Consider the following 21,334-nt stretch of genomic DNA (forward strand, 5'->3'; position numbering starts at 1 on the left):
CCCGCGAGATGCCTCTTCGGTACGCCTTCCCCGGCGTGTCGCGTACCGAAGAGGCATCTTGAGGGGCGAGCAGGAGGCGGGTGCGGCGCGGTTGAAGGGCGACGGCGGGTGCGCTAAAGTTCCTTGTTGGCTTGCGCTCCCCCTCCGGACACCCGGCAGGCGTGGAGTGATCAGAAGCCGGCGACCTCCAGTCGCACCGCAGGGCGTTCAGACACCCGCGGAAGGGGCACTCCGTCGAGTAGCCGGCTGCACACACGCACATCCGAGAAGAAGGTAATCCACGTGGCAAACATCAAGTCGCAGATCAAGCGCAACCTCACCAACAAGAAGGCGAACGAGCGCAACAAGGCCGTGAAGAGCGAGCTGAAGACCGCCATCCGCTCGGTCCACACCGCCATCGCCGCCGGCGACGCCACCACGGCCTCGACGGCCCTCGCGTTCGCCGCGAAGAAGCTCGACAAGGCCGCCAGCAAGGGCGTCATCCACAAGAACCAGGCCGCGAACCGCAAGTCGGCCATCGCGAAGCGGGTCGCGGCGCTGTAACTCTGCGCTTCGCTGCAACGACGACGGGGTCCGGCCGATGGCCGGGCCCCGTCGTCGTTGCAGCTCCGCCGTCGACAGGCTCCTCGTGCGCCTCGTCGCTCGTGTGCCTCGTCGCTGCTCGTCGCGCGGTCGGCCTCGCGCGATGGTCACGCCGGCAGGAGCGGGGGGACGTACCGGGTAGGACGATCCGAGGAACCACGCCTAGAGGCCTCGGGCGGAGACGACGGAGACCATGCGCTCGAGCGCGTAGACCGGGTCGCGAGTGGCGCCCTTGACGTTGGCATCGGTGTCGGCGACCGTGAGGATCGCCGTGCCCAGTCCCTCGCCGGTCCAGCCCTGCAGGTCGCGGCGGGCGCGGTCCACCTGCCACGGGGCGAGCCCGAGGCGGGAGGCGACCTGGCCGGAGCCCTCGCGGGTGCCGGCGACCTTCGCCATCGTGCGCAGCTTGCTCGCGAAGGCGGCCACGATCGGGACGGGGTCCGCGCCGGACGCAAGGGCGTGGCGGAGCCCGAGCAGCGCCTCCCCGTGCCGTCCCGCGATGGCGGAGTCCGCGACGGTGAACGCGGTCGTCTCGACCCGGCCGCCGTAGTACTTCGCGACAGTCGCCTCGGTGATCTCGCCGGTCACGTCCGAGAGCAGCTGCTGGCAGGCGGAGGCGAGTTCGTCCAGGTCGTCCGAGAAGGCCGAGACGAGAGCGCGGACGGCACCGGTCGTCGCCGTGCGCCCGGCGGTGCGGAACTCGGCGATCGCGAAGTCGACCTTGTCGCTCTCGCGCTTGAGCTCTGCGCAGACGATCTCGATCCCGCCCCCCGTGCCCGAGCGGATCGCGTCGAGCAGCTTCTTGCCGCGGTTGCCGCCGCCGTGGCGGAGCACCACGGTCGCTCCATCGGCGGGCGCCGCGAGGTAGTCGAGCGTCTCGAGGAGGAACGCGTCGGTGCACTTCTCGACGTTCGAGACCCGGATGAGCCGCGGCTCGTCGAAGAGGGACGGGCTCGCGAGCGTCAGCAGCTCGCCCGGCGCGTAGCCGCCGGCGTCGATGTCACTGACCTCCAGGCTCGGGTCCTCCGCGCGGAGGAACTCGCGGAGGAAGCGCAGCGCGCGGTCCGCGAGGAACTGCTCCGGACCGGTGATCAGCACGATCGGCGCGGGCCGCGTCTGGTTCCAGGCGAGCTGCGGGATCGCCGCCTTCGCGGGCGCCGCTTTCGCGCGCGCCGGGGCCCTACCTGCCATCCGTCGTCCCTTCGTGCCGCGCCGTTCGAGCGCCCTCCACCCTACGTCCCGCCTCCGACACTGAGCCGCCGTCGGGAGGCGATCCGACGATCAGCGAGGTGAGTCGTGCCAGCGCGCGGAATCCGGCCACAGTGGGCGAGGTACACCGTCGATCTCGCGCCGACATGTCGAGCGGCGCGGCGTACGTCCACTCGAGCTTTCCTGAGCGACCACCCTTCACCGCCATCCACTCATTCGACGAAGCACATTCTTGAAACGCACCGAAGCAGCATCACGATGCCATCGACTCTCGCTTCCGTCACCATCTCGGTATTCCGACCGATCAGCGGCGTACAGCTGGATGTCCTCACACCCACGACCCTGCTCATCGGCGCCCATGAAGCGGAGAAAGGCAACGTCACCGACGCTGTCGCATTCCGAGGTCTCACCGTGGGTCGCGCTCTGCAGAATTACCGTGCCCTGGGTGGCACACCGGGGAGAACGGCTCAAGGAAAAGATACCGGCAGGGCCTGCACGTGCAGATCGGATCCGATCTGCACGGCCACCTGCCCTGCATCTCCAGCCCTCTGCCCGGCGCGTTCCACGACCGCGCCGCGATGAGGCGCTGCGGCTGGGAGTCGATCCTGGACGCATCCGCCTGGAGCCGAGAGAGCATCGGGGGGGCCGGACCGATGAGCGGCACGCCGATCCTCTCGGGAGAAGGGGGGAGGCGCTCAGCCTTCGGACGGCCGTCATCACGGAGGGACGGCGCTCGCGCCACTCGTCCAGACCACGACCCCTTCGCTGCGGGACGCGAGCACGACCGTACCCTCGACATCCGATCTCAGCGTCTCGACGCCGCGCGCGGCCAGCAGCGCCAGGAGCGAAGGGGTCGGGTGCCCGTAGTCGTTCCCCGCCCCGACCGAGATCAGACCGATCCGCGCACCGAGCACGTCGTAGAGCGCAGGGGCCTGGTCGGCCGAGCCGTGGTGCGCGACCTTCACCACGTCGACCCGGCCGACGGGAAGCCGCGCGACGCGCCCCTGCTCCTCTGCGCCGAGATCGCCAAGCAGAGCAACCGAGAGCGGTCCGCCTCGCGCATCCGGCCCGATGTCGACGCGGAGGGTCACGCTCGCCTCGTTCCCGCGGAGCGCGCTCCCCCGCTCCGGCCACTCCACGCGCCAGCGGAGTGACCCGAGCGAGCCGGAGTCGCCGCGCGCGGCCTCCTGCACCGCCGCTCCCGAGCCGGTCAGCGCCGCCCGATCGCGCTCGTCGTCGCGGGCTGCCACCGGGCCGACCAGAGCGGAGTCGGTGCGGCCGAGCGCAGCCGTGAGCCCGCCCACGTGGTCGAGGTCGTAGTGCGTGAGCACCAGCAGCGCCACGCGGTCCACCCCCATCATGCGGAGGCAGGCGTCCAGCCGATCGGGTTCCGGCCCGGTGTCGACGAGCAGGACACCGGCGTCGCCGCGCAGGAGCAGGGCGTCTCCCTGTCCGACGTCGCACATCGCCACCCGCCAGTCGGCGGGGACCGCCGCCGTGCGCAGCAGCGGCGTCGCGGCCGTCGTCCCGCCCATCGCCGCCAGCGCGCAAGCGAGACCGACCGCCGCCGTCCTCCTGAGCCGCGCGAGGCGCGGAGAGCGGGTGACCAGCACCAGGGCCAGGAGCGTCAGCGCGGTCAAGGCGAGCGCGCCGACGAGGCCGGGCCACCACGCGAAACGGGGCTGTGGCCACGAGGCGACCGCCCGCGCGATCGACGCGATCCACCAGGCGGGCACAGCGGCGAGCCGGATCGCGATGTCAGCTCCGGAGGGCCACCAGGGCGCGAGAAGGCAGCCGATCAGCCCGAGTCCCGTCGCCGCCGGAGCGGCCGGCTCGGCGAGCAGGTTGGCGAGCACGCCGTAGACGGGCAGCGACGGATCCACGAGCAGCACCACCGGCTGGCACGCCAGCTGCGCGGCCGTCGGCACGGCCAGCACGAGCGCGAGCGGTCGCGGTAGCACCCGGCCGAGCGCGGCGGCGATCGGCTCGGCCAGCAGCAGGAGCCCGGCGGTCGCGAGGACCGAGAGCACGAAGCCGAGTCGCCCCGCGATCGGCGGATCGGCGACCACGAGCAGGACGACCGTCGCCAGCAGGGCCGGCACTGCCGCTCCCGAACGCCGGCCGAGCCGAGCGAGGAGCACGACGGTCGCCATCACCGCCGCCCGCACCACACTCGGCTCCGGTGTCACGAGCACGACGAAAGCGCCGAGCACCGCGAGCGCCGCAACGGTCCGGAGGCGCCGGCCTGCGCCGAGGAGCGCCGCGACCATCCATCCGGCCAGCACGACGACCGCGCAGTTCGCCCCCGAGACCGCGGTGAGGTGGGTGAGGGAGGCGGTGCGCATGTCCTCCTCGAGCCCCGCGTCGAGCGCGGACGTGTCGCCGGTGGCGAGTCCCGGCAGCAGTCCCGCGACATCGCCGCCGACCCGAGCCGCCCGCTCAAGGAAGCTCGAGCGGAGAAGCTCCGCCACCGCGGCCGCACCCTCCGGTCCGCGCCGCTCCACGATCCTCGAGGCGGTGAGCAGGGTCGCCTCGCCGACGGCCCCCTCTCCCGGCCCCGCGCGCGCCTCGAGCACGAGCTCGGAGGCGACCGGGAGGCGCCCGCCCGGCTCGGCCAGCAGGACGCGGACCGGAGCCGCCACCGCCTCGTCTCCGATCCGCAGCGCCGTCGCCTCGAACCAGACCCCGCCGGTGCGAAGCGGTCGTGCTCCCGTGTCGACGCGGACCGTGACGACCGTCTCGGCGCGGTCCTCGGCGGCCGAGCGGAGCGCCTGCGGGTGGTCTCCGGGCGCGGACACGACGACGGAGGTCAGGGCGAGCGCGGCCCCGGCCGCAGCGACCAGGACGACTCCCGACAGCGCGCGCACTCGGTCACTCCTCAGCAGGAGCAGGCCGGCCGCCGCGCCGACGAGCGACCACGCCACGGCGCACGCGGCAGTTCCCCGATCGAGCACCGCCGTCACCGGCAGCAGGCCCGCCGACCACGCCGCCGCCCAGCTCGCCACCGCGAGCGGCAGCAGTCGCAGATCCGCCGCCCGCACAGCGCTCACGGCGCCACCTGGTCACGGAAGGCCTCGAGCGTCTTCTCGCCGATCCCTGGCACCTCGAGCAGCTGGTCGACAGAGGTGAACGGCCCGTTCTCCTCCCGGTAGGCGACGATCTTCGCCGCCGTCGAGGGACCGACCTCGGGCAGCTCCTCCAGCTGGGCCGCCGTGGCTGTGCTCAGACTCAGGACCGAGCCCGCCGCGGAGTCACCCGACGCCGCCCCACCGGAGGCGGCCGGCGGGGCCCCGGCAGCCGGCACCACGATCTGCTCGCCGTCGACGAGTTTGCGCGCCAGATTCACCGCTGCCCGCTCCGCCGACTCGCGGAACCCGCCCGCCGCCGCCACCGCATCCGCCACCCGCGCGCCGGGCGAGAGGAGGTACAGCCCCGGCGCGGCGACCTCGCCGGCGACGTGCACGTACAACGACTCGACCACCGCGGCGGGCGCACTCGTGGCCGCGACGGGCGCCAGCACCCGCTCGTGGCCGCCCGCCCGGACCCCCGCCAGCAGCACCGCGACCACTGCAGCCACGACCACCAGCACCACGGCCGCTCCGGCCCCCACCCGCCAGCGCGGCCGGGCCCGCCGGGGCCGCAGCAGCTCCGTCAGCTGCTCCTCGTCCGTCCCACTGGTCTCCCGCATCCGACGACGGTAGGAGGCCGGTCAGCACCTCTGACGGCCGTCGACGCCGATCCGGGGAGAGCCCGACGATCCACCCGCTGTGGAGGAGCATCGACACCGGGCAAACGCCGCAGCACGCACACCGGGGCCCCTCCCACGCCAGGAGGAGCCCCGTCACCGGACCGAGGCGGCTACACCGCCTTCGTCACCAGGTTCACGAGCCGCGGCGCCCGCACGACGGCCTTCACGACCTCACGCTCGACCAGCGCCCGCGCCACGCCGGCGGTCGCCCGCGCACGCTCCTCGAGCTCGTCCGACGAGATCTTCGGCGACACCTCCAGGCGGTCGCGGACCTTGCCGTCGACCTGGAGGATCGCGGTCACGGTTTCGTCGACCAGCAGCGTCGGGTCCGCCTTGCGCCAGAGTGCGTGCGCGACCGTGCCCTCGTAGCCGAGGCGGTGCCACATGTCCTCTGCCGTGTACGGCGCGAACAGGTTGAGGGCCATCGCGACCACCTCCGTGGCCTCGCGGACCGCAGGATCACCGGCTCCGGCGCCCGAGTCGACCACCTTGCGGGTCGCGTTGACGAGCTCCATCAGGCGCGCGACCACGACGTTGAACTTGAAGGCCTCGATCAGGGACGGGGACTCCGCGAGGAAGCGGTGGGTCTGCCTGCGCAGCGCCGCGTCGCCGTTCTTCCACTCGACATCGGGCTTCGACGTGACGTCCTTCGCCAGGCGCCAGGCCCGGGCGAGGAACTTGCCGCTGCCGCCGGGCGAGACGTCGGCCCAGTCGATGTCGTCCTCCGGCGGGCCGGCGAACGCCATCGTCAGGCGCACGGCGTCGACGCCGAACTCGTCGAGCTGGTCCGAGAGGCGGACGATGTTGCCCTTCGACTTCGACATCGCGGCGCCGTCCATCTGCACCATGCCCTGGTTGAGCAGGGCGGTGAACGGCTCGGTGAACGACACATAGCCCAGGTCGAACAGCACCTTGGTGATGAAACGGGCGTACAGCAGGTGCAGGATCGCGTGCGTCACGCCTCCGACGTACTGGTCGACCGGCGCCCACTTCTCGGCGAGCCTCGGATCGAACGCCTGGGTGTCGTCCTTCGGCGAGAGGAAGCGGAGGAAGTACCACGAGGAGTCGACGAAGGTGTCCATCGTGTCCGGGTCGCGGCGCGCCGGCGAGCCGTCGACGGGGTGCGGCACGTTCACCCAGTCCTCCGCTGCTCCGAGCGGCGACGAGCCCTTGGGCTGGAGGTCGAGGCCGTCGGTCGAGGGCAGGACGACGGGCAGCTGATCCTCCGGGACCGGCACGAGCTCGCCGTCGGCCCCATGGATGATCGGGATGGGCGTGCCCCAGTAGCGCTGACGCGAGATGAGCCAGTCGCGCAGGCGGTAGTTCTTGGCGGCGCGTCCACGGCCGCGCTCCTCCAGCAGCTTGATGACCCGCTCGATCGCCGTGCGCTTCGAGAGGCCGTCGAGCGGCCCGGAGTTGATCAGGCGCCCGTCGCCGGTGAGCGCCTCACCCGTCGTCGCGGGGTCGAGCGAGTACTCCTTCTCGAGCGCGGCCAGCTCGTCCGGGTCCTCCGGGATCACCGGGATCGCGCCCGTGACGGAGGCGTTCGTGTCGACGACCACGCGCACCGGCAGGTCGAACGCGCGGGCGAAGTCGAGGTCGCGCTGGTCGTGCGCGGGCACCGCCATCACGGCGCCGTGGCCGTAGTCCGAGAGCACGTAGTCAGCGGCCCAGATCGGCAGCCGCTCGCCGTTCACCGGATTCACGGCGTAGCGGCCGAGGAACACGCCCGTCTTGGGCCGGTCGGCCGTCAGCCGCTCGATCTCGCTCGACTTCTGCACCGTGTCGAGGTAGGCGCGGAAAGGATCCCGCACCGCGGGGTCTCCGCCCTCGACCAGCTCGGAGGCGAGGTCGGAGTCCGGGGCGACCACCATGAAGGTCGCACCGTAGAGGGTGTCGGGGCGCGTCGTGAACACGGTCACGCGCTCCTCGCGGCCCTCGATCTCGAACTCGACATCGGCGCCGATGGAGCGGCCGATCCAGTTGCGCTGCATGGCGATGACCTTCGACGGCCAGGAGCCCTCGAGCTGGTTCAGGTCGTCGAGCAGCCGGTCCGCGTAGTCGGTGATCTTGAAGTACCACTGCGTGAGCTTCTTCTTGACCACGACCGCGCCCGATCGCTCGGAGGTGCCGTCGGCGAGGACCTGCTCGTTGGCGAGGACGGTCTGGTCCACCGGGTCCCAGTTGACCCAGCTGTCCTTGCGGTAGGCGAGGCCCTTTTCGTACATCTTGAGGAACAGCCACTGGTTCCACTTGTAGTACTCGGGGTCGGAGGTGTGCAGCACGCGGTCCCAGTCGAAGGACGCGGCGTAGCGCTTCATCGAGCGCTTCTGCTGCTCGATGTTGTCGTAGGTCCAGGTGACCGGGTTCAGCCCGCGCTTGATCGCCGCGTTCTCGGCGGGCAGGCCGAAGCTGTCCCAGCCGATCGGGTGCAGCACGGTGAAGCCCTGCTGCCGCCAGTAGCGCGCGATCACATCGCCCAGCGCGTAGGCCTCGGCGTGGCCCATGTGCAGGTCGCCCGAGGGGTAGGGGAACATGTCGAGCACGTACTTGCGGGGGCGCTTGTCGCCCTCCGCATCGGTCGCGAACGGGCGAGTCTCCTCCCAGATCGGGAGCCACTTCTCCTGGAGCGCGCGGAAGTCGTAGCGCTCCTCGTCGTTCGCGCCGGTCTGCCGGGAGGTCTCTTCTGCCACAGGTGCTTCTCACTTCTGAAAAAAAGGGGGGAGAACGCGAGCGCGGGGGCGGCCGCGTTCGACCCTCAACCCTACTGGCCCGGCGAACACGGCAGACGAAGCGGGCGCCCGCTCACTCCTGGCCGACGCCCAGCACGGCCAGCAGCGCCCGCGCCTTGAGCCGGGTCTCCTCGACCTCCTCCGCGGCGACCGAGAGCGCCGTGATCCCGCCGCCGGTGCCCAGTCGTGCGCACTCGTCGTCGAGCACGAGCGTGCGGATCGTCATCGCGAGGTCGAGGGAGCCGTCGGAGCCGAGCCGCCCGAAGGTGCCGGAGTAGACGCCCCGCGGCCCCGCCTCCCACTCGCGCAGCAATTCGACGGCCCGCCGCTTGGGCGCGCCCGTCATCGAGCCCGCGGGGAACAGCGCGGCGATCAGCGCAGCGACTCCGACCCCGGGCGCGCGCTGCGCCGAGACCTCGCTGACCAGCTGGTGCACCTGCGGGTAGCTCTCGACCTCGAGAAGGCGGTCGACAGCGACCGACCCGGTGACCGCCACGCGCGCCAGGTCGCTGCGCACGAGGTCGACGATCATCACGTTCTCGGCACGCTCCTTGACGCTCCCGACGAGCTCCTCGCGCAGCGCCCGGTCCTCCGCGGCGTCCCTCCCCCGCCGGCGGGTGCCCTTGATCGGATGCGTCGCCACGCGACCCTCGGCGGTGCCGGTGAGGAAGCGCTCGGGCGAGGCGCTGACCAGCGAGCGCCCGCCGAACCGGATCAGCCCGCCGTGATGGCTCGGACTGGAGCGGCGCAGCCGCCGATAGCACTCGACCGGGTCGAAGCGCCCCGTCACCACGATCTCGTTCGTCAGGCACAGCTGGTAAGCGTCGCCAGCGCGGATCGCGTCCTGGCAGCGCTCGATCAGCGCGGTGTAGGCGCCGGGCGTGTGTCGCCAGCGCACCGCGCCCGCCGGCTCGGGCGCGGCCGGCCCCGGCACGGCCGCTGGACCAGTCGCGAGCGCCCTCACCGCTCGGGCCGTCTCCTCCACATCGGTCGTGCCGACCACGCGGAGGCGGTGGTGAGCGTGATCGAACTCGAGCACGGGATCCCCGCGCAGCAGCGCCAGCGCGGGCGGATCCCCGGCGGCGACCCGTGTGGGCGCCGGCGCCACGGAGGCGGCTCCTGCCTCGAAGGACAGCCAGCCGTAGCGGCCGAGCGCCGGCTCCCCCAGGGCCGGCTCCGCCTCGACCGCGGCGAGCGCCGCCGCCACGTCGCCGCCCGCCTCGACAACGAGAACGTCTTCGGGCGCGCAGGAGCCGAGGTACGAGCGTCCGGTCACGGCGGCCGGCCCCGAATCGAGCCAGAACGAGGCCTCGGCCGAGGCGAGGAGCGCCAGGTAGGCGCGTTCCGGATCCACCCACGGCAGCTCGATCGAGCGGACGTACCGATCCTCCGAGACCACTGGGCTAGCGTAGGCCGTCGTGGACGGCGAGCAGGTGCGGGAGTGGGACGGGCGCGGCCTCGGCCCCGCCGTGGAGGCGCCGACGACTGCGCTCGCCGCGGCCGATTCGTGGCTGGTCGACGAAGGCCGGGTGCGCGGGCTCGATCTGCACCGTGAGCGCTTCCTCGCCGCCGTCGCGGCCGCGGGCGGCCCTTCCGACGCCGACGCGTTCCTCGGCGCCGCCGTCGCCGCGCTGCCCCGCACCGGAGCCGTCTTCCCTCGCGTCGAGCTCGCGGGCGGAGTCCTGCGGCTGAGGCTGCGGCAGGCCCCGCCGCGCGGCAGTGCGGCAGTGCTGTGGACGAGCCCGGTCGATCCGCGGCGGACCCCCGAGCGCAAGGGGCCCGACATCGCCCGGCTGGCGCTGCTGCGCACACGGGCGCTGGCGGCGGGAGCGGACGAGGCGGTCCTGCTCGACGCGGACGGAGCGGTCGCGGACGGCGCGAGCAGCGCGATCCTCTGGTGGCTCGGCGACGCCCTCGTGGTCCCGCCCCCGCAGAGCCCGCGGGTGCGCAGTGTCACCGCGCGGACGCTCTCGGTGCTCGCCGGCGCCCTGGGGGTCGACGTGATCGAGGCGCCGGCCGAGCCGGACGCGCTCGAGGGGCGCGAGGTCTGGGTCGCGAACGCGCTGCACGGGCTCCGGCTGGTCACCGGCTGGGTCGAGGGCCCCGCGCTCGCCGCGGAGCCCGGTCGGCTCGAGGCCTGGCGACGCCGGCTCGACGCCCTGCGCCGGCCGCTGCCCCGAGTCTGACGCCACCGGCGGAGGACCTCAGCGCTCGGCTGTCCCCCTGACGGAGGGCGCGCTCGCCGGTCCCGCTGAAGCGTCGCGCGGGCAGGATTCGAGTACCGCTCTTCCCGGCCCGGGCCGGCCGCTCGAGAAAGCCCTGCGATGACGCCGTCCTCTCCCCTCCGCTCGGTCACCTCCGGACTCCTCGCGCTCGTCGCCGCAGGAGGGCTGCTGATCGGCGCGACTGCGGCCCTCGCGGACGAGAACCCGCAGGCGCCGCTCTCCTCCTCCCGGCAGGTGCCCGGCGAGTTCGCCGCGCGCAGCGACGGGGTGCAGCAGACCGCGCCCGCCGCGGGCACCTACTCGAACGCCCCCGTCGGCGGCGAGGACCTGGCGCCCGGGCAGAGGATCGTGTCGACGCGCGACGGCTACTCGTTCCGGATGCCGAGCGACGGCAACGCGATGACCGACGACTCCCAGGGCCGCGCCGTCTGAGCGACCGGCTGGGCGAGTCGCTCCTGACGCGCGCCGCATGATGGAGGAGTGAGCGATCCCGGCGACTTCCTCCGCGCAGCCCTCGAGTACGAGGGCGATGTCTGGCGCGCTCAGGGCGTGCGCGAGCGTCTGGGCGCCGGGCTCGACTCCACCGGCGCCTCGGTCGGTGCCGTGCGAGGCACCGCCCGGGACGCGCTGAGGAAGTTCCGCGGCCTCGGGCACGACGAGGTGACGGCGCTCTCGTCCGAGCTCTGGGTGGCGCCGGTCTTCGAGCTGCGGCTGGCCGCGGTGGTGCTGCTGCAGGCGCGGGTGAGCGAGCTGCGCGCCGGGGACCTCACCCGCCTCGAGGGCTTCGTGCGCGACTCGCGCGTGGATGAGCTGAGCGACCCTCTGGCGCTCGACGTCGTCTCTCCGCTGCTCGCGGCCCTCGAGGGCACAGCGCGGAGCCGGGCCGACGCGGTGCTCGACCGCTGGCTGTCGGAGGGAGGGCGGCTGGCCCGGGTCGCGAAGCTCGCTCGCACAGACCGCCCGCGGAGCCGGGGCTGAGCCCCGTTCAGCCCTCGCGGTGCGGCTCACCGCTGTCGACCTCGACCACCGTCCCCCCGCCGACGCGGAGACGCCGGTCGAAGGCGAGCCGCGGATCCACGCGGTGCGCGATCAGCACCACCGTTCGCCCCTCCGCGGCGCGCAGCAGATCGGCCAGCAGAGCATCCGCCACCGGCGCGTCGACCGAGGCTGTCGGCTCATCCAGCACCAGCACGTCGAAGTCGGCCAGCAGCGCCCGTGCCAGGGCGATCCGCTGGGCCTGGCCGCCCGAGACGAGCGAGCCCCGCTCGCCGACCCGCGCATCCAGCCCGCCGCGGGCGGCGACCCAGGAGGCGAGCCCCACCCGTTCCAGGACATCCTCGAGGACCGCCGCGTCCGCCTCCGGCCGGGCGAACAGCAGGTTCTGCCGGATCGTGTCGTCGAACAGGTAGGGCTGCTGCTCGGCCAACCCGACGACGCGGCGCACCGCGGCCTGGGGCAGGGTCCGCGCCTCCACCCCGCCGAGGAGGTAGGAGCCGGAGTGGTCGAGGAAGCGCACCAGAGCGTGCGCCAGCGTGGTCTTGCCCGACCCGCTGCCACCGGTGACGAGCACCCGCGCTCCGGCCGGCAGCTGGAGCGAGACGCCGCTGAGGGCGGGGGTCGCCGCTCCCGGCCAGCGCACGGCCACGTCGCGCAGCACGATGTCGCGCGCCGTGGGCAGGGCGGCCAGCGGATCCACGTCCGCGTCGGTCGCGAGCGCGGGCGACGCCGCCTCGCTGTCGAGATCGGCGAGCCGCTGCGCACTCGAGAGGGCGGTCCTGGCCGACTGCACCGCGAGCGGAGCGGCCGCCAGCACCTCGAACACGGCCAGAGGCACCAGCGCGATCACGCCGAGCCCCGGGCCGCCGAGGTCGCCGACCGCCGGCACGCCCAGCGCGAGCCCCGCCCCGACCGCGAGGCCCGAGCAGAGCGCGAGCGCAGCGGCCGCGGCACCCGCTGAGGCTGCCCGACGGCGGGCGGCGCGCGCGAGCGCCTCCTCCACCCGGGCGACATCGGCCATCGCCTCCCCGGCCGCGTCGAAGGCGATCAGCACGTCGAGCCTCGTGACCAGGAGGTTCAGCCGTTCCGCCAGCTCGCCGCGCAGGGGGGCGAGCTCACGGTCGGCGCGCGCCGAGAGCAGCCCACTGCCCACGGCACCGCCCACGAATGCGAGGACGACCAGCACCAGCAGCACCGCACCCATTGCCGGCAGGAGCAGCCAGACACCGGTCACCGAGAGCGCCGCGACGACGGCCGAGACCAGCAGCGGCTGCACGATCCGCAGCGGCACGTCCTGCTGCGCGTCCACGTCGGCCACCACCCGCGAGACCAGGTCACCGCGGCGCACGCGGCCGAGACCGTCGGGAGCGACGGGGACCAGACGCTCGTAGACGCCCGCCCGCAGCTCCCCGAGGGCGCGGAAGGCCGCGTCGTGCCCCGTCAGCCGCTCCACATAGCGGAAGAAGGCGCGCGCGAGAGCGAACCCGCGCACCCCGACGACGGCCATCGAGAGGAAGAGGATCGGCGGCTGCTCGGCCGCTCGCACGATCAACCAGGCCGAGCAGGCCAGCAGCGCCACGACGGAGGCGGCGGACAGCAGCCCGAAGGAGAGCCCCGGGAGAAAGCGGCGCGGGCCCGGCATCGCCGCGCGGAGGACCTCGGTGCGCTTCATCGGACGACCGCCTCGGCGGACAGGGCGAGCACGGAGTCGGCCGCCGCGATGGTCGCCGGCCGGTGGGTGGCGACCACGACGATCACGCCGCGGTCCGCGAGCATCCGGAGCCCGGTGAGCAGCGCGCGCTCCGACTCCTCGTCGAGCGCCGCCGTCGGCTCGTCCAGCGCGAGCACGCGGCAGTCGCGCTCCAGCAGCCGGTGCACCGCCCGGGCGACCGCCACACGAGCGCTCTGGCCGCCGGAGAGCCCGCTGCCCTCGACGTCGAGGCGTCGCTCGGGCTCCACGTCGGCACCCGCGATCCGGAGCGCTCGGCGCACCCGCTCGGCATCGGGCGCGCGCGTGCCCAGCTCGACGTTCGAGCCGACGGTGCCGGGCAGCAGGTCCGGTCGCTGACCCGCCCAGGCGAGACACTCGCGCAGAGCGGAGCCGGTCACCGGTTCCCCGCCGGACAGCAGAGAGCCCTCGAACGGCACGAAGCCCGCCAGCGCGGCCAGAAGCGTCGACTTCCCGGATCCGCTCGGCCCGGTCAGCGCCGTGATCGAACCGACGGACAGCACCGCGTCGAGCGGCGCGAGCAGCCGCCCTCGCCCGTCGTCGACCGCGAGGCCTCGCAGCTCGAGGTCGCCGCTCACCGCGTCCGCCGCCGCCTCTGCGGGGAGCGCCGCCGCGCGCTCGATCACCGCGAAGGCGCGGTCTGCCGCCTGCACGCCGTCCGCCGCCGCGTGGAACTCGGCTCCGACCTGGCGCACGGGAAGGAACACATCGGGTGCGAGCACGAGCACGAAGAGCCCCACTGCCAGGCCGAGCGAGCCGTCGACGAGCCGCAGCCCGATCGAGACGGCGACCAGCGCGACCGAGAGCGAGCCGGCCAGCTCGAGCACGAACCCGCTGACGAAGGTGATCCGCAGCACCTTCATCGTGTGCACGCGGTAGTCCTCGGTCAGCGCCCGGATCCGCGTCGCCTGCCGTTCCGCCCTGCCGAAGATCTTCAGCGTCGCCAGCCCGCCGACCGTGTCCACGAACCCGGAGGCGAGCGCCTGCAACCGCTCCCACTGCCGATTCTGCACCGCCTGCGTGGCCCAGCCGATCAGCACCATGAACACGGGGATCAGCGGCAGGGTCACCACCAGGAAGAGCGCGCTGAGCGGATCCGCGAGGAACACAACGAGGGTCAGCAGCGGAGTCGCCACCGCGGTCGCGATCAACTGCGGCAGGTAGCGCGCGAAGTAGCCGTCGAGCGCGTCGAGTCCGCCGCCGAGCAGCGCGACCGCGCCTCCCGAGCCGCCCTCCGGCCGCCCTGACGGCCCAAGCTCTGTCATCGCGGCGAGCACCGCACGGCGCAGCTGGGCCTTCGCGCCCACCCCGCCGCGCACGGCGTTCACCTCGGTCGCCCACGCGAGCCCGGCCCGCACCGCCACCACGGCGAGCAGTGCAGCCAGCAGCGGCGCCAGGTCCGAGGCGCTGCGCCCGTCGACGGCTCCCGCGACCAACTGCGCCACGAGCCACGCGAAGGCGACGATCGCCAGGGTGCGAGCGAGCGCGAGGGCTCCGCCGAGCAGCAGGAAGACACGGGCCGCGCGGGTGTAGCGGAGCAGGCGCGGATCGAGCGGCTTCACCTCAGTGCGCGTCGGCCGGGATGTGCGCCCGGCTGATGCGCTTGCGAAAGATCCAGTAGGTCCAGGCCTGATAGCCGACGATGAGCGGCACGAACACCAGGGCGGTCCAACTCATGACCGTCAGCGTATAGGGCGTGCTCGAGGCGTTCTCGATCGTCAGCCCGTAGGCGGGCACGTTCGAGGCGGGCATCACCGCCGGGAAGAGTGTGGTGAACAGCGCGAGCACGGCGAACGCGATGGTGGCGGCGAGCAGGGCGAACGCCCGTCCCTCTCGCCCGCGTATGTTCGCCAGCCAGCCGCCGACGAGGGTCACCGCGGCGGCGATCGAGAGGGCCCACGAGGCGGTGCTCCCCTGCTCGAGGTTCGTCCAGCCGAGGAACGCCACGGCCACCGCGATGGCCAGCAGACCGGCCCTGGTCGCCAGTCGGCGTGCCCGCTCGCGGATCTCGCCCTCTGTCTTCAGGGAGACGAACACCACGCCGTGCACGAAGAACAGCAGAAGGGTCGTCGCGCCGCCGAGCAGCGCGTACGGGTTCAGCAGATCGACGACCGTGCCGATGTAGTTGTGGTCGGCATCCATCGGAACGCCCCGCACGATGTTCGCGAACGCCACGCCCCAGAGGAAGGCCGGCACCGCGGACCCGACGACGATCATCGTGTCGAACCGGGTCTTCCACGCCGTCTCCGGCCGCTGGTGCCGGTACTCGAACGAGACGCCGCGCGCGATCAGCGCGAGCAGGATGAGCAGCAGGGGGAGGTAGAAGCCGCTGAACAGCGTTGCGTACCACTCCGGGAACGCCGCGAAGAGGGCGGCGCCGGCGACGATGACCCAGGTCTCGTTGAGGTCCCAGACCGGCCCGATCGTGTTGATCAGCACTCGGCGATCGGTGTCGTCGCGGCCGAGGAACGGCAGCGACATGCCGACCCCGAAGTCGAAGCCGTCGAGGACGAAGTAGCCGATGAAGAAGAAGGCGACGATCCAGAACCAGAGCGTGGCCAGATCGAAGGAGAAGACCGAGTCCATGGCAGCTGCCTCCTAGTAGACCGTGCCGACGAGCTGCGGACGACCGCTCTCCTCGTCGATCTCGGGAGCATCATCGGGGCCGGCCTGCGCGGCGCGCTTGATCAGGCGGAACTCGACCACGGCGAGCGTCCCGTAGATCGCGGTGAAAGCGACCAGCGAGATCAGGACCTCGAGCCCGCTCACTCCGGGCGAGACGCCGTCGGCGGTCTTGAGCAGCCCGAACACGAGCCACGGCTGGCGGCCCATCTCGGTGAAGACCCAGCCGACGATCATCGCCAGCAGCGGGAGCGGAGCCGCCCAGATCGCGATCTTCCACATCCACCGCTTCGGCTCGCGGCCCTTCCTGGTGAACCAGAGGCCGGCCGCGGCCACGCCGATCGCGAGGACTCCGAGCGCCATCATCCAGCGGAACGACCAGTAGGTGACCCAGATGATCGGCGTGTAGTCACCCGGACCGTAGACCTCGGTGTACTGGGCCTGGAGGTCGTTGATGCCCTCGACGGTGCCGGTAAAGGTGTGCGTCGAGAGGAACGAGAGTAGATACGGGATGCGGATCGAGAAGAGCTCGCTCGACCCGTCGGGTGTGCCCCAGGTGAAGACCGAGAAGGAGGCGTCGACCCCCGTCGAAGTCGTGTACAGCGCCTCCGCGGACGCCATCTTCATCGGCTGCGTGTCGACCATCGCGAGGCCGAGCGAATCGCCCGTCACAAGGGTCAGCCCGCCGCTGATCAGCATCATCCAGGCGCCGAACCTCAGTGCGGGTCGCATGGTCTCGAGGTGCTGGTTCCGCGAGAGGTGGTAGGCGGCGACGCTGATGATCACCGCGGCCGAGACCATGAAGCAGGCGAAGATCGTGTGCGGGAAGGCGGCCAGCGCGACTTTGTTCGTCAGCAGTGCCCAGATGTCGGTGAGCTCCGCGCGGCCTTTCGTCTCGTTGATCCGGAACCCGACCGGGTTCTGCATGAAGGCGTTCGCCGCGATGATGAAGTAGGCCGAGAGCGTCGTACCGAGCGTGGTCAGCCAGATGGTCGCGAGGTGCACCTTCTCGGGGAGCTTGTCCCAGCCGAAGATCCACAGGCCGATGAAGGTGGCCTCGAGGAAGAAGGCGAGCAGCCCTTCGAAGGCGAGCGGAGCGCCGAAGACGTCTCCGACGAAGCGCGAGTAGTCGCTCCAGTTCATCCCGAACTGGAACTCCTGGACGATGCCGGTCACCACTCCCATCGCGAAGTTGATCAGGAAGAGCTTGCCGAAGAACTTCGTCAGCTGGAGGTAGTGCACCTTCCCCGTGCGCACCCAGCAGGTCTGGAAGATGGCGACGGTGAGCGCCATGCCGATCGTGAGCGGAACGAAGAGGAAGTGGTAGATCGTCGTCAGACCGAACTGCCATCTCGACAGCAGAAGCGGGTCCAGGAGTTCGTTCACAGCACCGAGAGTAGGTCTCTGAGCCGCGCGCGATGACCGCCGATCGCAGCACTGGGGCGGATGTGCGGGCCTCGGCGACCCGCCGGAGTCCCCCTTGACGGGGTGTGTCCTCCGCCACCGGCGCGACTCTCTTCCGAGCGATCGCTCGACGTCGAGACAGACCCTCTCGACGTCGAGCGACTCGCCCCCGTCGTCGCGGCCGAGCGGCCCTCGCCTCCGTCGTCCCCTTGTCCACCGGCCTCTCGACGCCGAGCGATCCCGGTAGCCCCGCCGCACTGAGGGATCGTCTCACTGGTCCCCAGTCGATTCCCAGCCGCACATCCGTGGAACCTAGCGTGGGAATCCGTTCACGACGGCGCGGATCAGCGCGCGCCGAGGCGGGAGGTGGTGCCGGCGAACCAGCGCGGAGCGCGGAAGCCGTAGGCGAGCACGGGGAGGTCGCGGGTGAGGCGCCAGTAGCCCAGGGCGGCCGCGACGCCGACCGCGCAGACCACGAGCGGCACGGCAGGGGCGATTGCATCGAGCCAGCGCTGACCCTCGAAGAGCAGCAGAGCGCTCGTGGCGAGCGACACGAACAGCACGTGCACCACGTACACCGGCAGCGTGTTGCGGCCGATGAACGTGATCCAGCGGGCGCCGCGCCGATCCGAGAGGAACCGCGCGACGATCAGCCCGGCGAGCACCGCCAGCACACTGACCACGACCAGGCCCACCGTGAGCAGAGGGAAGCGCCCGCGAACAGCGAGTATGCCGCCGGCGAGCACGAGGAAGAGCACGCCGAAGCCGAGTCCGCTGACGATCCCGCGGCGCTCGACGAAGGCGATCACGGCCGACCGCAGGTGCAGGCCGAGGAGGAAGAACATCAGGTAGCGGGCCATGCCGTCCCAGGCGATGTTGCCCGTCCCCTCCGAGGTGGTGGAGCGGACCGCGTACCAGACCACGGCTATCGCGGTCGCGAGACCGATCTGCACCCGCCAATCGACCCGGCCTCTGGCCAGCTTGGCCAGCACGAAGAAGATCGTCAGCGCGTAGAGGAACCAGAGGCCATTGTGCGGCATCACGGGCTGGAGGAGGAGCGCCACCGGGTCGGACTCGTCCGTCCCGCCCGGATTGGGCACGACCAGGAAGAACACGAAGCGCACCACCGACCAGAGCAGGAACGTCCACACCAGCAGGCTCAGGCGCGACCGCCAGAGCTCGGGCCAGGTGCGGCTGAGCACCGATCCGGCGAAGAGGCCGGACGCGAGGAAGAACAGCGGCATCCGGAACGTGATGAGCAGCAGGTTGATGTCGTTCCACGCGTCCGGCGCGAGACCCGCTGTCGTGGTCCACTGCACCGAGTGGGCGAGGGCGACCAGGACGATCGCGATGCCCTTGGCGGTGTCCACCCAGGTGATGCGTGCGCGTGCCATGAAACCTCGTCCGTAGTCGTCCGTCATGAGTCGGCCGGCGACGACAGTGGCGGAGGCGATGGGCCAGTGTTGCACGCCTGTGCATCTCCTGTGAAGTCTCGAGTGAATGTTCGGGCGGCGGATGTACGACCCGCGCGTCCGCAGGGGCTGCCCGCGACCGCCCCGATGCCCGATGATCGACGGATGAGCCCAGAGACGACCACCGGCCGCCCTCGTGAGTCGCGCCGCCGCCCCCTCGTGGTGGGGCTGACCGCCGCTGCGGTGCTCCTCGCGGTCGTGGCGACCGCGCTCGCTCTCGGCTCCCGTGACACAGGACGAGACGCCGGCCCCTCCTCCCCCGCCCCTTCCTCCGTCGACATGGCCGAGCGGATCGCCGGACTCGAGAAGCGCTTCGCGGCCGGGTACCCGCAGGACAGCGTCGTCCTCACCGGCAGCTCGACGATCGGCCGCTGGACCACCTCGAAGGAAGACCTGCGCCCACTCGAGACGTACAACATCGGCATCGGCGGCACGACGGTCGCCGATCACCTCGCCTGGCTCGACCAGATGGTCGCCCCCTTCGACCCCCGCGCGGTGATCGCCTACGTGGGGGCCAATGACATCAGCGGAGAGGCCGACTCCCGCAGTGGCGCCGATACGGCCGAAGCGGTCGTCGAGTACCTCCAGCGGCTGGAGGAGGTCGCTCCGGACGCCGCGCTCTACTACATCGAGATCGCCGAGACCCCCGCCCGCGCCGCAGTCCGCGACGAGGTGCGTGCCGCGAACAGCGCGATCAGAGCGTGGGCCGAGACCGACGACCGCGTGACCTTCGTGCCCACCGCCGGTGCCCTGCTCACGCCCGAGGGCGCCGTCGACGGCTCCCTCTTCGTCGACGACGGCCTGCACTTCGACGACGCGGGCTATGCGCGCTTCTCGGAGGCGGTGCGCGCCGTGGTTCTGCCCGGCCTCGAGTAGCAGCCCGCGATCCGGCCGCCGCGCCACCCACCGGCCTCCCGGGCGCAGCCCTGCCCCCGCCCAGCCGCGCGCCCGTACGATCGAGCCATGCCGAGCATCCCGAGCCGTGCCGTCGGTGGCCGAACGTGCCCAGAGGTCAGCTCGTGAACGACGCGCTGACCGGCATCCTCGACGCCGTCGTCAGCGTCCCGCCCGTGTGGCGGACGCTGCTCGCCGGACTCGCCATCTTCTTCGAGACCACGATCCTGGCCGGGCTGATCGTTCCGGGCGACACCGTCGTGATCGTCAGTGCGACCGGCGTGACCAGCCCGCTGCAGTTCCTCGCCCTCGCGATCACCGTGGTGGTCGGCGCTCTCTGCGGCGAGTCCGTCGGCTTCGCACTCGGCCGCCTGTTCGGACCCCGGATCCGCGCATCGCGCCTCGGCCGCCGCCTCGGCGAGAAGAACTGGCTGCGGGCCGAGCGCTACCTCGCCCGGCGCGGCGGGATCGCCGTGTTCCTCTCGCGCTTCCTACCCGTGCTGCACTCACTGATCCCGCTGACCGTGGGGATGAGCGGCATGCGCTATCGGACCTTCATGGCCTGGACGATCCCGGCCTGCGTGCTCTGGTCGTGCGCCTACGTCGGAGTGGGCGCGGCCGCCGCGGGCAGCTATCGCGAGCTCTCCGACAGCCTGCACGGCGCCGGCTACGTGTTCGTCGCCGTGATCGTCGTGTTCGCCCTGCTCGTGCTGCTGGGCAAGAAGCTCCTCAGCAGAGCGGAGGCGCGTCACCTCGACGAGTGACGCGCCTCCACCCGGGAGCGGCGACGCTCAGCCGACGAGACCGGCCGAGCTGAGCCACTCGCCGGCGATGGCCGACGCGGACTTCTGCTCGTTGACGCTCTCGGAGTTGAGCGAGACCAGGTCCTCCGCCGTGAGCTTCGCGCTGACCGCGTTCAGCACCTCGGCAGCGTCGTCGGTGATCTTGCTCGACACGATCGGCACGACGTTGTCCGCGACGAACAGGCCGTCCGGGTCCTGGAGCGCGACCAGGTCGTTCTTCTGGATGTTCGGGTCGGCGGTGTAGATGTTCGCCAGCTGGATCTGATTGCTGGTGAGCGCGTCGACGGTGGTCGATCCGCCGCTGTCCTCAATCGCCTGGAAGGTCGTCGCGATGCCGTACTTCGACTGCAAAGCCTCGGGTCCGTAGGGGCGGGTCTGCAGCTCGGAGTTGCCACCCAGGACGATCGGATCGGTGACGTTCTTCAGCGACGCGATGTCGGTGAGCTTCCACTGATCGGCGAAGGCCTGGGTGACGGTGTACGAGTTCTGGTCGCTCGCGTCGGCCGCGTCGAGGGCGCGCAGGCCGTCGGGCAGGGCCTCACCCAGCGCGGTGTACACGTCGTCGGCGGTGGTGGCCGTCGCATCGGGCTGGAGCGCCTGGAGGAGGCTGCCGTCGTACTCCGGGAAGACGTCGATGGATCCGCTCTCGATCTCGGGCAGGTAGATCTCGCGCTGGCCGATGCGCAGCTGACGATCGACGGTGAAGCCGTCGTTCTCGAGTGCCTGGGCATAGATCTCGGCGAGGATCTCGTTCGAGTAGTAGTCCTGCGAGCCGACCACGATGGTCTCGGAGCCCGCAGTCGCACCCGATCCCTCATCGAGCGGATCGCTCGAGGAACACCCTGCCAGTGCCACCACGGCACCGACCGCGAGTGCGCTGAGCGCGACACGGCCCTTCGTGAAATGTGCTGTGAACAT

Annotated in this window: 17 protein-coding genes; 6 read left to right on the forward strand and 11 right to left on the reverse strand. The window is 71.9% G+C overall.

Annotated elements, in window-relative coordinates; translation table 11 throughout:
• The first annotated feature begins 282 nt into the window (after positions 1–282).
• Complete coding sequence (gene rpsT / locus GSU10_RS08925; RefSeq protein WP_068212483.1) at positions 283–543, forward strand: 30S ribosomal protein S20; 261 nt, start codon at positions 283–285, stop codon at positions 541–543.
• 201 nt (positions 544–744) lie between these two features.
• Here rpsT and holA read toward each other — a convergent pair whose 3' ends face one another.
• The 5 genes from holA to GSU10_RS08950 form a co-directional block, all read right to left on the reverse strand.
• Positions 745–1,773, reverse strand: a complete 1,029-nt coding sequence (gene holA / locus GSU10_RS08930) for a DNA polymerase III subunit delta (RefSeq protein ID WP_068212482.1) — start codon at positions 1,771–1,773, stop codon at positions 745–747.
• A gap of 734 nt (positions 1,774–2,507) precedes the next feature.
• Positions 2,508–4,841 carry a ComEC/Rec2 family competence protein gene (locus GSU10_RS08935; protein ID WP_132504183.1) on the reverse strand — a complete coding sequence of 778 codons (2,334 nt, stop codon included), beginning with the start codon at positions 4,839–4,841 and terminating at the stop codon, positions 2,508–2,510.
• Positions 4,838–5,479 carry a ComEA family DNA-binding protein gene (locus GSU10_RS08940; protein WP_132504159.1) on the reverse strand — a complete coding sequence of 214 codons (642 nt, stop codon included), beginning with the start codon at positions 5,477–5,479 and terminating at the stop codon, positions 4,838–4,840. Before GSU10_RS08940 ends, GSU10_RS08935 begins: the two co-directional genes overlap by 4 nt.
• Positions 5,480–5,649: 170 nt before the next feature.
• Positions 5,650–8,232, reverse strand: coding sequence for a leucine--tRNA ligase (leuS, locus tag GSU10_RS08945; protein ID WP_068213288.1), 2,583 nt, complete (start codon positions 8,230–8,232; stop codon positions 5,650–5,652).
• Between the two features lie 112 nt (positions 8,233–8,344).
• Positions 8,345–9,670: an anthranilate synthase component I family protein gene (locus GSU10_RS08950; RefSeq protein WP_132504157.1), complete on the reverse strand. Its 1,326-nt coding sequence runs from the start codon at positions 9,668–9,670 to the stop codon at positions 8,345–8,347.
• Positions 9,671–9,689: 19 nt separating this feature from the next.
• Here GSU10_RS08950 and GSU10_RS08955 point away from each other — a divergent pair, with 19 nt between their 5' ends.
• The 3 genes from GSU10_RS08955 to GSU10_RS08965 all read left to right on the forward strand — a co-directional run bounded on the left by GSU10_RS08955 (position 9,690) and on the right by GSU10_RS08965 (position 11,474).
• Complete coding sequence (locus GSU10_RS08955; RefSeq protein WP_241972880.1) at positions 9,690–10,457, forward strand: aminotransferase class IV; 768 nt, start codon at positions 9,690–9,692, stop codon at positions 10,455–10,457.
• 138 nt (positions 10,458–10,595) lie between these two features.
• The gene (locus GSU10_RS08960; RefSeq protein ID WP_068213684.1) at positions 10,596–10,928 is read left to right on the forward strand and encodes a hypothetical protein; all 333 of its coding nucleotides are present in this window, start codon (positions 10,596–10,598) and stop codon (positions 10,926–10,928) included.
• A gap of 48 nt (positions 10,929–10,976) precedes the next feature.
• On the forward strand, positions 10,977–11,474 hold the full coding sequence (locus GSU10_RS08965; protein ID WP_068213698.1) for a DNA alkylation repair protein: 498 nt from the start codon (positions 10,977–10,979) through the stop codon (positions 11,472–11,474).
• 7 nt (positions 11,475–11,481) lie between these two features.
• Here GSU10_RS08965 and cydC read toward each other — a convergent pair whose 3' ends face one another.
• From cydC to GSU10_RS08990, 5 genes are all read right to left on the reverse strand, one after another.
• On the reverse strand, positions 11,482–13,164 hold the full coding sequence (cydC, locus tag GSU10_RS08970; protein WP_132504155.1) for a thiol reductant ABC exporter subunit CydC: 1,683 nt from the start codon (positions 13,162–13,164) through the stop codon (positions 11,482–11,484).
• A complete protein-coding gene (gene cydD, locus GSU10_RS08975) occupies positions 13,161–14,783 on the reverse strand; it encodes a thiol reductant ABC exporter subunit CydD (protein ID WP_241972879.1) in 1,623 nt (540 codons plus the stop codon). The genes cydC and cydD overlap by 4 nt, the downstream gene beginning before the upstream one ends.
• 1 nt (position 14,784) lies before the next feature.
• Entirely contained in the window at positions 14,785–15,807 is a 1,023-nt protein-coding gene (gene cydB / locus GSU10_RS08980; protein ID WP_068212205.1) for a cytochrome d ubiquinol oxidase subunit II, read from the reverse strand.
• 12 nt (positions 15,808–15,819) lie between these two features.
• Positions 15,820–17,229: a cytochrome ubiquinol oxidase subunit I gene (locus GSU10_RS08985; RefSeq protein WP_068212206.1), complete on the reverse strand. Its 1,410-nt coding sequence runs from the start codon at positions 17,227–17,229 to the stop codon at positions 15,820–15,822.
• A gap of 362 nt (positions 17,230–17,591) precedes the next feature.
• The gene (locus tag GSU10_RS08990; protein WP_068212208.1) at positions 17,592–18,716 is read right to left on the reverse strand and encodes an acyltransferase family protein; all 1,125 of its coding nucleotides are present in this window, start codon (positions 18,714–18,716) and stop codon (positions 17,592–17,594) included.
• A gap of 108 nt (positions 18,717–18,824) precedes the next feature.
• Between GSU10_RS08990 and GSU10_RS08995 the strand changes: the two genes are divergently transcribed.
• Together GSU10_RS08995 and GSU10_RS09000 are read left to right on the forward strand one after the other, a co-directional pair.
• Positions 18,825–19,595: a GDSL-type esterase/lipase family protein gene (locus GSU10_RS08995; RefSeq protein WP_068212210.1), complete on the forward strand. Its 771-nt coding sequence runs from the start codon at positions 18,825–18,827 to the stop codon at positions 19,593–19,595.
• Between the two features lie 143 nt (positions 19,596–19,738).
• The gene (locus GSU10_RS09000) at positions 19,739–20,377 is read left to right on the forward strand and encodes a DedA family protein (RefSeq protein ID WP_068212212.1); all 639 of its coding nucleotides are present in this window, start codon (positions 19,739–19,741) and stop codon (positions 20,375–20,377) included.
• Between the two features lie 27 nt (positions 20,378–20,404).
• Here the strand turns inward: GSU10_RS09000 and GSU10_RS09005 are convergent, their stop codons facing one another.
• Entirely contained in the window at positions 20,405–21,334 is a 930-nt protein-coding gene (locus tag GSU10_RS09005; protein ID WP_068212214.1) for a glycine betaine ABC transporter substrate-binding protein, read from the reverse strand.

Origin of the sequence: Rathayibacter tanaceti, from assembly GCF_009834165.1 — a bacterium.
Lineage (GTDB): Bacteria > Actinomycetota > Actinomycetes > Actinomycetales > Microbacteriaceae > Rathayibacter > Rathayibacter tanaceti.

Excerpts from the sequence above, each read along its gene's own strand:
- holA (WP_068212482.1), bottom strand. The coding sequence starts at position 1,773 with ATGGCAGGTAGGGCCCCGGCGCGCGCGAAAGCGGCGCCCGCGAAGGCG.
- GSU10_RS08940 (WP_132504159.1), bottom strand. The coding sequence starts at position 5,479 with ATGCGGGAGACCAGTGGGACGGACGAGGAGCAGCTGACGGAGCTGCTG.
- GSU10_RS08960 (WP_068213684.1), top strand. The coding sequence starts at position 10,596 with ATGACGCCGTCCTCTCCCCTCCGCTCGGTCACCTCCGGACTCCTCGCG.
- cydC (WP_132504155.1), bottom strand. The coding sequence starts at position 13,164 with ATGAAGCGCACCGAGGTCCTCCGCGCGGCGATGCCGGGCCCGCGCCGC.
- cydB (WP_068212205.1), bottom strand. The coding sequence starts at position 15,807 with ATGGACTCGGTCTTCTCCTTCGATCTGGCCACGCTCTGGTTCTGGATC.
- GSU10_RS08995 (WP_068212210.1), top strand. The coding sequence starts at position 18,825 with ATGAGCCCAGAGACGACCACCGGCCGCCCTCGTGAGTCGCGCCGCCGC.
- GSU10_RS09005 (WP_068212214.1), bottom strand. The coding sequence starts at position 21,334 with ATGTTCACAGCACATTTCACGAAGGGCCGTGTCGCGCTCAGCGCACTC.